This window comes from Candidatus Borkfalkia ceftriaxoniphila, from assembly GCF_004134775.1.
Classification (GTDB): Bacteria; Bacillota; Clostridia; order Christensenellales; family Borkfalkiaceae; genus Borkfalkia; species Borkfalkia ceftriaxoniphila.
This window is the reverse complement of record NZ_SDOZ01000002.1, coordinates 1,352,315-1,364,524: the sequence shown is the minus strand read 5'-3', so window position 1 is coordinate 1,364,524 and position 12,210 is coordinate 1,352,315. Positions and strand designations below refer to the sequence as shown.

Below are 12,210 nucleotides of genomic sequence, written 5' to 3'. Positions count from 1 at the left end.
ATCAACTCTTCTTCAGATAATCCACGATGAATTGTTCGATATCGCCGTCCATCACCGCGGAAATGTTGCCCGATTCGCAGCCCGTGCGATGGTCTTTGACGAGCGTGTACGGACAGAATACGTAACTTCTGATCTGACTGCCCCACTCGATCTTTTTGATCTCGCCCTTGATGTTCTGTTCCTTTTCCATGCGCTCGCTCTCGCGAAGTTCGATGAGTTTGCTTCTGAGCATCTTCATCGCCATTTCGCGGTTCTGGATCTGCGAACGCTCGTTCTGGCAGGAAACGACGATGCCCGAAGGAATGTGTTGGATGCGGATGGCGGATTCCGTCTTGTTGACGTGCTGGCCGCCCGCGCCCGACGAGCGGAAGGTGGTTACTTTGAGATCTTCCGCACGGATCTCCACGTCGCCGTCGTCCTCGATCTCGGGCATGACTTCCAGCGAGGCGAACGAGGTATGGCGGCGCTTGTTCGCGTCGAACGGGGAAATACGAACAAGGCGGTGCACGCCCTTTTCCGCTTTCAGATAGCCGTAGGCGTTTTCGCCCTCGATCTTGAAATCCACGCTCTTGATGCCCGCCTCGTCGCCGTCCAGACGGTCGAGTTCCACGACCTTGAAACCGTTCTTTTCGGCATAACGGCAATACATACGGTAAAGCATGGATACCCAGTCGCAACTTTCCGTGCCGCCCGCACCCGAATGCAGCGTTAAAAGCGCGTTATAGTTGTCGTATTTGCCGCGGAGAAGGGCGCGGATACGCAATTCCTCAATGTCCGACTCGGCGGCGGCGATCAGGCCGTCCAGTTCCGCCACAAGTTCCTCTTCGCCCGTTTCTTCGACGAGGTCGATGACTTCGTTCACGTCGTCGACGGCCTTTTTGCTCTTTTCGTAGGAGGCGATCTTGGATTCCACGGACGAAACTTCGCGCCCTATTTTTTTGGATCTTTCCAGATCCTGCCAAACTTCGGGATCTTCCTGCTCGGTTTTGAGCGCGGCAAGTTGCGAAGTAAGCCCCCCGATATCCAACGCCTCGGCAGTTTCTTCCAACGTGGCGCCCAGCGCCTTGATCTTCAGTCTGTAATCGTCCGCTTTAAACATATTTACCAATCTTTCCAAATTTTTTATTCAGACCGATTATAGCACAATCGGCACGGGTTGTCAATAAAACGAAAGACGGCGGGTATTCCCGCCGTCTTTCCCGCCTTTACAGCGGATTTTTTAAAAAGTAACTCTGCGCGTCGATGGTCTCGCCCAGCGTTTCCACTTTGCGGTATCTCCCATCGGGGCAAAGTTTTTTCGCCTTGACGTTGTCCGCCAGCATGATCCTGAGGATTTTTTCGATCTTGTCGGCGATCTGACGGTCGAGCACGGGCGCGGCGATCTCTACGCGCTTATCGGTATTGCGCGTCATCAGATCCGCGCTGGAAATGTACGTCGTGCGATCTTCGCCCTTGCCGAAGGAATAGACGCGCGAATGTTCCAGAAACCGCCCCACGATACTGATCACGCGGATATTATCCGTCTTTTGCGGAATACCCGGAAGCAGACAGCATATGCCGCGGATAATGAGGTCTATCTTCACCCCCGCGCAACTCGCCTCGGCAAACTTGTCGATCATGGTCTTGTCGGTCAGGCTGTTCATCTTGCAGAGGATGGCGCCTTCGCCTCCCGCCTTCGCCTTTTCGATCTCGCGGTCGATGAGCGCGGTCAGCCCGCTTTTCAGCGTTTCGGGCGCGACCAGAAGGCGGTTATACGTAAACTCGGTGTTGCAGATGGCTATGTTGCGGAAAAACGCCGCCGCGTCCTCGCCGATCTTTTCGTCCGCGGTGATGATGTTGAGATCGGTGTACTGTTTGCTCGTCGATTCGTTGTAGTTGCCCGTGCCGAGGTGCGTGATATAGCGGATCTGTTCCCCCTCTTTGAGCACGACCGAAACGATCTTGGAATGCACCTTGTAGTTTTCCATGCCGTATATGATGGTGCAGCCCGCCTCCTGCAATTTGCCCGCGAAATACATATTGTTTTCTTCGTCGAAACGGGCGCACAGTTCGATGACTACGGTCACCTGCTTGCCGTTTTCGCTCGCCTTGCACAAAAGTTCGGCAATGCGCGAATGGTGCGCCAGTCGATATATGGTGATCTTGATGGATGTCACCCGTTTGTCGAGGGCGCATTCCTCCAACAGATCGACGAGAGGCGTCATGCTGTCGTAGGGATAGGATAAAAACACGTCGCGGCGGAATACCGTTTCGATGAGCGAGGGCGCGCCGCAAAGTTCCTTGGCGACGGCGCCCTTGAAGGGCGGATATTTGAGGGGAAGGCTGCGTTCGGGCGGCAGATATTTATCCAGCGAAAACATGAATTTATAGTCGAAAAACCGCTCGTCACAAAAGCAGAAACGGGGATGCAGTTTCAGAAGTTTCAAAACGAATTCTTTGAGTTTTTCGTCTTCTCTGTCGATTTCCAGCCGCACCACGTTGAGGCGGGCGCGCGACTCCACCTTTTTTTTCATGATCTCGGAAAAATCGCGCTCGACGTCGGAATCGTCGATATTCGTGTCGAAATCGGCGTTGCGCGTGACGCGCATCATCATTCTGCCGCCCGCGGTGTAACCGGTAAAGGCATTGTGCCCGAACGCGCGCACGAGTTCTTCGAGCGGCACGAGGCGCGCCTTTTCGCCCCCGCCGATACGGTACAGCCTGTCGAGCGCGGCGTTGAACGCCATCACGCCCACCATGCGCCGCCCGTCCCGTTCGAGATCGTACAACATATAGTTTTTCATGTTTTCGAACTGCATCAGCGGGTGTTTCGCATCCAGCACCATCAGCGACAAAAGGGGCAGAACGTGCGTCATGAACACAGTTCTCGCCTCCTCCTTCTGGCGCGGCGTCAACTCGTCCGCGCGCAGAATGCGCACGCCGTACTTGGAAAGTTCCTTTTTGAGCCGAAAATAGCACACGGCGCGCTCGGCGTACAGATCTCTGACCGTCTCGCACACGCCCTCCAACTGCTTTGCGGCGGTCAGTTGCGTCTTATTGTCGCGCGCCTGGGCGTCGGACAGGCTCTCGTTGTATAAACTCCCGACGCGCACCATAAAAAATTCGTCCAGATTAGAACTGAATATGGATAAAAATTTGCACCGCTCCAACAGCGGATTCGAAAGATCCTGCGATTGCTCCAAAACGCGCTTGTCGAACAGCAGCCAACTGTATTCGCGGTTGACGTAAATATCGTTGATAAATCGGCTTCTCGTCTTTTCGGTCACCTTTTACTCACTCCCTTTTTGTTCCCCTTCCGTATCGGCGGTCTTTTTCGGGCGGCCGCGACGCTTTTTTTCGCCGCCGCAGATCCGATCGCTCGTAAAATCATAATATCTTCCCGACTCTTTCCCGTCGAGGATCAGTTGTAAATATCCTTCCTTGACGCCGCGCTCGCTCACCACGATATTGTCCGCGTCGAACCGTTTGAAGAGATTGCGCAGAACGATCGCCGCGGGCCCGATGAGAAAGAGTTTTTCCGGCGCGTTGTTGAGAATGAGGCTGGAACGGTCGGCGCCGACAAGCAAATTTTTGGTCAGATTTTTGAACGTTTTGCGGTCGATGATCTTGCTCTCTTCCTCACGGGAACACTTCGCGTAATCGGCGTACACGTCGTAGACGGCGCAGTTGGTCGCGCCCACCAGAACGACGGTGGAAAAGGCGCCCTTTTTGGGAATGCCCGCCTCGTCGAAACGGCCCTTGATATATTTTTTGATCTCTTTCGCCTCGTTTTCGTCGGGCTGCAACTTTTTCACGAATTTGCGGTTGAGATCCAGAAGCCCGAAATCGAGATACGCCATCTCCTCTTTCGCGTTCTTGGAAAAATCGCAGATCTCGATGCTCTTGCCGCCGAGGTCTACAAGCACCGCGCGCTCGTATGTCTGATAATAGGCGTTCGCAGCCAGATCGCAGTACGCCTCGGTGGCGCCGTCGAGAAAATTGACGGGCAGGCCGAGTTTTTCTTCCACCGTCTTTTGCACCTCGTTGAAATTTTCAATGAGGCGCAGCGCCGCCGTGGAAATAACGTAACAGCGCTCCGCATGAAACTGCGCGCACTTTTGCTGAAATTCTTTCAGCTCGCCCGTCAGTTTGTTCAGCCCGTGCTCGGACAGATTTTTTCCGTCGAAATGCGGAAAAAGAAAGAGAGGGACACGGTCTTTGAATACGATCTCCGCTTTTGCGCCGTCGATCTCCGCGACGATCATGGAAAGGCTGCTCGAACTGATATCAATGATGGAATATTTCATAAAATCCTTCTCCGTTATGAAATCTTTTGCGCGTCGCCGAAGCGAATGCCGATGCTCTTTGCAAAGCGCACGAGTTCGCCGTCGGGCTCCACGAGTTTGTAGCGTCCCGCGATCTCCGCCAGGGCGTTGTAGACGATGCGGTTCCCCGACACGGCGACGCTCACGCCGAATACGCCCTTTGCGGCAAGATCGGCCGCAAAGGCACCAAGGCGGGAAGATAGCAGCCTGTCGTAGGCGCAGGGCGTGCCGCCGCGCTGCAGATAACCTAAAACGCTCGTGCGCGTTTCCACGCCCGTTCGTTCTTCGACGATTTCCGCAAGGTGCTGCGTCACCGTGCTTTCGCCCCGCTCGATGCGCGCAAATGCGCGGTCTTTCTTTTTATACGCCGCCTCCGAATCGAGAACGGCGCCCTCCGCCACCGCGATGATATTGTAGGGCCGCTCCCAGTCGGACGCCCCTTTTCTTTCCCCGCTCTTTTGCACGAATTCGCATACGGCGTCCAGCGAAAAGGGAATTTCGGGAATGAGGATCATATCCGCGCCCGCGGCGAGCCCTGCGTGCAGGGCGAGCCAGCCCGCCTTGTTGCCCATGATCTCCACGAGCATCGTCCTTCCGTGTCCCGCCGCCGTGGTGCGGATGCGGTCGATGCTCTCCGCAGCGATCTCCGCCGCCGTCTGAAAGCCGAACGTGACGTCGGTGCCGTAAATGTCGTTGTCGATGGTCTTGGGCAGCCCGATGACGTTGCAGCCCTCGGCGCACAAGAGCGCCGCCGTCTTGTGCGTGCCCGCCCCGCCCAGCGTGAACAGGCAGTCCAGTCCCATCTTTTGATAGTTGGAACACATTTCCTGCAATCGCGTTTCGCCGTTTTCTTCCACCGTCATCAATTTATAGGGCTGGCGGGAAGTTCCCAGAATGGTGCCGCCGCGATCGAGTATGTCGGAAAAATCTTGTCTCCGCAAAGGGCGGCACTCGCCGCGGATGAGCCCGCCGTACCCTTCCGGAATGCCGACGATCTCGACGTTTTCCATGTTATTGAGGGCATACAGCCCGATGGCGCGGATGACCGCGTTCAGCCCGGGGCAATCGCCTCCGCTCGTTAAAATTCCGATCTTCATAAGATTCCTTCAAATTTTTGGATTACGATTATTGTAACACGCTCGTACGGCCCGTGTCAACGGGTTTTTTCCGCGCAAACGTCGTTGCTGCCGAAAGCCAGACAAGTCCGCTCTATTTGTAAAGTTTCTCCCTTTCCCGATTCCATTATACTACGCAAGCAGACGGTTCAATGACTTTTACGCGGCATTTACCATAAAAAAGACGCCCGTCAGGCGTCTTTTTTTATATTACCTCGAATTTTTCGTCACGTCCGAAAGGGCGCGCAAGAGATCTTCGCGTTCGACGGGCTTGGCGAGGTGGCGGTCCATGCCCGCATCCAGCGCCGCCTGTCTGTCTTCCGCATAGGCGTTGGCGGTCATCGCAAGGATGGGAATTTTCTTCGCGTCGGGCTTTCCGCATGCGCGGATGGCGCGCGTCGCCTGCAATCCGTCCATGACGGGCATCATCACGTCCATCAGGATCACGTCGAACGTACCCGCGGGCTTTTCTTTGAAAAGTTCCAGCGCCGCTTTGCCGTCGAAAACGGGCGTGACCTCTGCAAAACCGCTTTCCAGTATATATCGGGCGATCTCCATATTCATTTCATTGTCTTCCGCGATCAATACGCGCAGTCCGGACAGATCGATCTCTTCCGAACTCTTGCTTTTTTCGAGTTTCTCCGCATTGCCGAAGGGAAGAACGAAGCGCACGGTAAACTCGCTCCCCTTTCCCGGTGCGCTTTTTAAAGAAATTTTGCCGCCCATGATATCCAGAAGTTGCTTGACGATCGCCATGCCCAGCCCCGTGCCCTGGTACTCGCTGCGCCCGCTTGCGGTTTCCTGCGAGAACGGCTCGAAGATCCGCTCCTGATATTCGGGGCTCATCCCGACGCCCGTATCGCGCACGCACACGGTGAGCGATGCTTCGCGCTCATTTTCCGAAACGGTTGAGGCGGAAAAGAAAATCTGCCCGCCTTCCGGCGTGAATTTGACGGCGTTGCCCAAAATATTGATGAGAATTTGTCTAAGGCGTATCTCGTCGCCCTCCAGCACATCCGCCTCGATCGGGCTGAAATCCGTTTCGATTCGGATATTTTTTTGGATCGCCTGCCCCGCGACGACGCTGTAACAGCCGTCGAGAAGGACGGAAACATAAAACGGCTTATCCTCGATGACGACTTTGCCGCTCTCGATGCGGCTCATGTCCAGCACGTCGTTGATGAGCGAGAGAAGATGATGGGAGGAAGAATCGATCTTTTTGAGGCAATCGACGAGGCGCTCTCTGTCGTCGATATTGCGGAGCGCGATGTCCGTCATGCCCAGAACGCCGTTGATGGGCGTGCGGATATCGTGCGACATATGCGAGAGAAAGATCGTCTTGGCGCGGTTGGCTTTTTCCGCGGCGTCCAGCGCGGCTTCCAGTTTTTTCTGGATCTCTTTAAGTCCCGTCACGTCGGTCACGTCGATATAGATCAAAAGATACACGCAGCCGTCCGCCAGCGTTTCCACGCATTCCCCGCTCACCTGCATCCAAAGCGTCTGCCCTCTGCGGTTTTGCAGTTGTGTGAGAAAATGCAGAGGTTTGGTCTGCCGTATATCCTCCCAAAGGTTTTCGAGCACTTCGGCGTTTTTTTCCATATTCAGTCGGAACATTTCGTTAGCATCGTCCAAAATCCCGTCCGAACCGAAAAATTCACGAAATTGGTCGTTGGCGTAGACGATCTTCAGCCGCTTGCCGCGGGAGACCAAAAACTTGGCGACGAAACCTGGGATATTGTTGTACGTGATAGATTGGTCGGTCTGTATGCGCACCAGATCGTCGATATCGCTCATGACGGTATAGGAAACCTGTTTGCCGTCAACGTATTCGTCTGTAAACGTGCCCGCCATGCGGATCCAAAGAAATCCGCCTCCCTTGACGGGCATGCGCGTATCCAACGAATACCCGCCCTTGCCCTCTGAAACTGCGCGCGAAACCACGGCGGCGATCTTTCCGAGTTCGCTTAAAAGTCCGTGGCTCGCGTAATATTTCTGCGGATTGTTTTCGAATTTTTCTTCGTATTCCTCTTTTGTATATCCGATCAGATCATAGTAGTAATCGTTGGCCCATATCAGCGTATAAAATTCATCCAAAAGATGTTTGCTGACGCTCACCCGCAAAGAACTCATCAACGCGTCGTATTCGTAACCCGAGATCATGGTATGCTGTTTCATTTCAACCTTCCTTTGCAGAGAGCGTCTTTTCAAGCGCCGCGCGCAGAACATCGAGATCGACGGGCTTTGCGACGTGCGCGTTCATGCCCGCCTCCATCGCCGCATGAACGTCTTCCGCGAAGGCGTTGGCGGTCATGGCGATCACGGGGATGCTCTCCGCATCGGGACGGTTAAGGGCGCGTATGGCGCGCGTCGCCTCGTAACCGTTCATTTCGGGCATCATGATATCCATAAAGATCGCGTCGAACGTGCCCGCCTCAGACGCGGCAAAAGCCTGCACCGCCCTGACTCCGTTTACCGCCACTTGCGTCTTCGCGCCGCGCATCGAAAGAAGTTCGCAGATGATCTCGGCATTGATGCGGCTGTCCTCTGCGACGAGGAAATTACGCCCGCGGTAAATATTTTCTTCAGTCTCTGCGGACAGAGGCGCGCTGACGATCTCCGCCTTGAGATCGGACGCGACCTCAAAATCCAGTTGTACGAAAAACGCCGTGCCCTTGCCCGGCTCGCTTTCGGCGCGGATGCTCCCCTCCATCAGATCGACAAGCCTTTTCGAGATGGAAAGTCCCAGTCCCGTACCCTCGATATCCGCCGCGCGGCGGCTGCGGGCAAAGGGCGAGAACATATGCGCCATAAATTCTTTCTGCATGCCGATCCCGTTGTCGCGCACGACAAAGCGGTAACGCGCGCGATTCGGGCGCGAAGAGGCGATCTCTTCGATGCAGAATTCCACTTTGCCCCCCGCGGGCGTGAATTTAACGGCATTGCTCAAAAGGTTGATCAAAATCTGATTGACGCGCAAAGGATCGCCGTAAAATCCCTCGTGCGCAATATTTTCAAGTCGGGATACGAATTCGACGCCCGAAGCCTCGGCCTGCGGCTGTATGATGGAGGAAAGTTGGTTTTCCAGAGCGGACAGCGAGATCGCCACGCGGTTCAAAGTAATTTTGGCGCCGTCGAGTTTGCTCATATCCAGAACGTCGTTGATGAGGCTCAAAAGGTGCTTGGACGATACGGAAATTTTTCTGAGGCAGTCGGATACCTTGGCTTTGTTGTCGATATGCGCATCGGCGAGCGCGGTCATGCCCGTAATGGCGTTCATCGGCGTGCGGATATCGTGGCTCATGGAAGAAAGAAAATCGCTTTTGGCGCGGTTCGCATCTTCCGCCGCCGAAAGCGCTTTTTCCAGCGCGGCTTTGTTTTTCCGTTCGGATAGGATCAGATCGGTCACGTCCGCCCGTACAAGGCACACGGTGCGGTGATTCAGATCGCCCCACAGCACGTTGACCTGTTTAAAGAGAATTTCTTCCTCCTCGCGGTAAGGAAATACGTAATCGTATCCCGCGGGCTGCGCCCGCAAGCGTTCGAGCATGGATTTCAGGCGGAACTGCCGCACCGCTGCGGACATATCCTTTTCCGTTCCGTAACGGGAGATAAACTCTTGCATATTGCGGTCGTATTGTTCCACGACGTGCGGCGGAAGACTCTTCAAAATGGTTTCGCGCGTGTACATGGTCAGCCGTTCTGTGGCGATATCGATAAAACAAGCCAGGTCGAACGTGTAGGCGATCATATTCAAAAGCCCTTGCTGCTCGCGCACGGAATCGGTGATATCGGCGCAGACCAGGCAGACGCGCCCCAACCGCAGATCGATGGCGGACACACTCATGCTTTTCGTGCGGATATCCCCGCTTTCGTCGATGAGCGAATAAGAAAACGTATATCCCTTTTCGGCGGAAAGGCGCTTTTTGATCCCTTCGGGTTCGAGCAACGCGCGATAGCGTGCCGCGTCCTTGGGAACGACGTGTTTTTCCGCCATATCCGCCACGCGCGCGGAGTGAGTCCCGCTCGGCGGAGGCGCGCAATGTGCCGCCTGATTGTAGACGAGCACCGAAAATGAGTCCTCGTCAAGTTTTAAATCGATGACGTAATCGTAACTTGTCACCGACAGATGGTGCATGATGCGGTCTGTGATCGTCTGCTCGGTCACGTCCGTGACGGTGAGCACGCCCGTGATGTCCCCCGTATCGGGCGTTTCCAATAGATTTACTTTAAACTGCACGTAGCGGCCCTTTTCTTCTTTGGGAAATTTGACGTAACAACTCATCACCTGTTCGGTATCGCGGCGGTGAAACGCCGCAATCGACGGTTCGTTGAAAAATTTATTGCAAAACTCCTTTTGTTTTTCCTCGTCGACGACAAGGCGGGAAATGCCGCGGAAAAAATCTTCGCGGGAAGAGCCGAACGTCTTTAAAAGGTCGGAATCGGTATGGTCGTCGATCTCCAATATGACGTTATTCGTAATGTTGCAATGTCCGAGGATGAGCACATTGGGCTCGGTCACTCGGTAATGCTGCATGATGAATTCGTCGTATTGTTTGCGGAACTGTTCCTTTGCGCGCACGGTATCGGAAATATCGGTATAGACGGTGTACAGGCGCTTGTACCCGTCGAGCGACTGAATGAGCGAGATCGTGCATTTCGTCCATTGATAGACGCCGTCCCCCGTAAGGAAACGGAGTTCCATTTCGAGCCGCCCTTCTCCCCCCGAAAGAAATTTTTGCAGTTTTTTTCGACCCGCAGCCGCGTCTTCCGCGTGCACGCCCGCGAACAAATCGTCTTTATAGCGTCCTTCCGCCTGCCGCGCCGTCATTCTCATGAGCGCGGCAAAGCCGTCGGAGAGGAACTCGGTGGTAAGGCTCCCGTCCGATTCGCAGCGGACGACGGAAATTCCGTCCGGCAAATTCTTGACGACCGTCTGGAAATATAATTCCAGACGCTCTTTTTCCCGCCTGAGTTCGACCTCTTCGGTCGCGTCGCGGATATACTGCACGTATGCGGGGATCCCGTTCCAGTCGGTTTCCTTAAAGCGGGAGGTATAGTAACGATCTCCTCCCACGGCGATTTCGTGCTCCTCCCCGTCCGCACGATATTGATTCATTGTGCAAAAATCGCAGGGCGCGCTGTTGCCGTGCAGCGTTTCGTAACATTTCTGCCCCGCAAAATGGGCCGTACCCGAAAACATGGCTTTGGATTCGTTGCAGTACAAAAGTTCGTAGGTTTTCTTGTCGATGACGTATATGCCGTCCGCCGTTTCGTCGGCGATGCTCTGAAAGAGCCGCGTTTCCGCAGACATACCCGTAAATACGGCATAAAAGACGGTAACGTCTGCTTTGGGCCCCATAAGACGGCCGTTCAGGTGGATCCAGACGATACTGCCGTCCTTATGCCGCATCCTGTAAGAAACGTCCATCGCCTCCCCGCTCTCGAGCGCGGCGGAAAGAGCCGCGTTCACGCGCTCCCGATCGGGTTCGTACACCGCTTGCAGCATATCGAACTCTTCCCGCGAATAGCCTACGAGCGCAGCCACGCCGTCGGACACGAATACGGGCGTGAGCCTTCCGTCTTCCGCTTTGAAACTTGCGATGCCGCCCGGAATGGAATTGACGAGATGATCGAGTTCGCGCTGCGTTTCTTTGAGTTTGGAAATATTATGAAAAACGCATTGCACGAGAGGAAAGCCGTTTTCCTCGCCGATTTGTTTCGCCTGCGCGTGCACCCATACGATATGCCCGTCGCGGTGCTGTTTGCGGAATTCGAGTTCCGCCGCGGTATTCGAGGCGATCACGCCGCCCACTGCGGCGAGTACATTCTCCCGATCTTGCCAATAAATGAGGCCGGAGGCGTCGCCTTGCGTCATTTTGCGGTATTCTTCCGCCGTATAGCCGGTAAGAGCGGGCACGCCGTCGGAAAAATATTTCGTTTCCAAAATATCGGAAATTTTATAGATGGCGACTCCGCCGGGGATCGCGTTGACGATCTCCTGCATTTTTTCCGTCGTCTGCGTCAATTCGCTTTGCAGACGGAGTTGCTCCCCTACGTCGTTGTAAACGCCGTATAAAAGTTTCGAACCGTCTTTTTGCTCCTTGACCGAGCCGTCCAGACGGATCCAAACGTATTCGCCTTTCCGATCGTTGAATACCCGATACGTATAACTTGTCCGACCGTTGGCCGCAATAGCCCTTTGTATTTTCGCTTGCAGAACGGGAAGGTCTTCTTCGTGCACGTTCAGAAAACTGGTGTAATGTTCGATATTGCGGATATGCTCGACGGAGTATCCCATGATCCGATAAAAGGCGTTGTTGTGAAAGACGGGGGAGATTTCCCCTTTGTCGAAGCGGTAAACGGATAAGCCGCAAGGAATGCTCGCGACGGTTTCGCGCAGATCCTTTTCTCGCGCGGCGACCTGCTCCGCCGCCTGTTTTTTTTCTGTGACGTCCTCTATGTATTCGATATGCGCGAGCCGGCCCGCCCAGTCGATGAATTTGCCGCTCAGTTGAAATATGCGGGCGGCGGAGGCGAATGAAAATTCGCGGACCAGAAGCGAATCGCGACGCATATTTTTCACCTGGCAAAAAGGGCAGGGCACAGAAAAGCCCGCCAATTCGTAGCACTTCGCTCCCGAGGGAAACGAAGACCACCCCAAAACTTTTTTCGCGGCGCGGTTCGCATACATCAGTTCATAATCGTCCGCCGCGGTCACGTAGATCGCCGTCGGCGTATTATCCAATATTTCCGTCATCTGCTCCATGGTCACACGGCTCGGCATTTCCACC

The 12,210-nt window shown here is 54.7% G+C and carries 6 protein-coding genes; all 6 read right to left on the bottom strand.

The genetic code is table 11. From position 1 onward, the window contains the following. Position 1: 1 nt before the first annotated feature. Positions 2 to 1,099, bottom strand: coding sequence for a peptide chain release factor 2 (gene prfB / locus ESZ91_RS06375; protein ID WP_129225263.1), 1,098 nt, complete (start codon positions 1,097 to 1,099; stop codon positions 2 to 4). Positions 1,100 to 1,205: 106 nt separating this feature from the next. Further along, positions 1,206 to 3,266 (bottom strand): polyphosphate kinase 1, encoded by a 2,061-nt coding sequence (gene ppk1, locus ESZ91_RS06370; RefSeq protein WP_129225261.1) that lies wholly within the window; start codon positions 3,264 to 3,266, stop codon positions 1,206 to 1,208. Between the two features lie 3 nt (positions 3,267 to 3,269). Next, positions 3,270 to 4,286, bottom strand: coding sequence for a Ppx/GppA phosphatase family protein (locus ESZ91_RS06365; protein WP_129225259.1), 1,017 nt, complete (start codon positions 4,284 to 4,286; stop codon positions 3,270 to 3,272). A 14-nt stretch (positions 4,287 to 4,300) separates the two neighbouring features. Then, positions 4,301 to 5,401 carry a 6-phosphofructokinase gene (locus ESZ91_RS06360; RefSeq protein ID WP_129225257.1) on the bottom strand — a complete coding sequence of 367 codons (1,101 nt, stop codon included), beginning with the start codon at positions 5,399 to 5,401 and terminating at the stop codon, positions 4,301 to 4,303. A 228-nt stretch (positions 5,402 to 5,629) separates the two neighbouring features. After that, a complete protein-coding gene (locus ESZ91_RS06355) occupies positions 5,630 to 7,594 on the bottom strand; it encodes a PAS domain-containing hybrid sensor histidine kinase/response regulator (RefSeq protein WP_161971080.1) in 1,965 nt (654 codons plus the stop codon). 1 nt (position 7,595) lies between these two features. Then, positions 7,596 to 12,203 (bottom strand): hybrid sensor histidine kinase/response regulator, encoded by a 4,608-nt coding sequence (locus tag ESZ91_RS06350; protein ID WP_129226272.1) that lies wholly within the window; start codon positions 12,201 to 12,203, stop codon positions 7,596 to 7,598. Between the last annotated feature and the right edge of the window lie 7 nt (positions 12,204 to 12,210).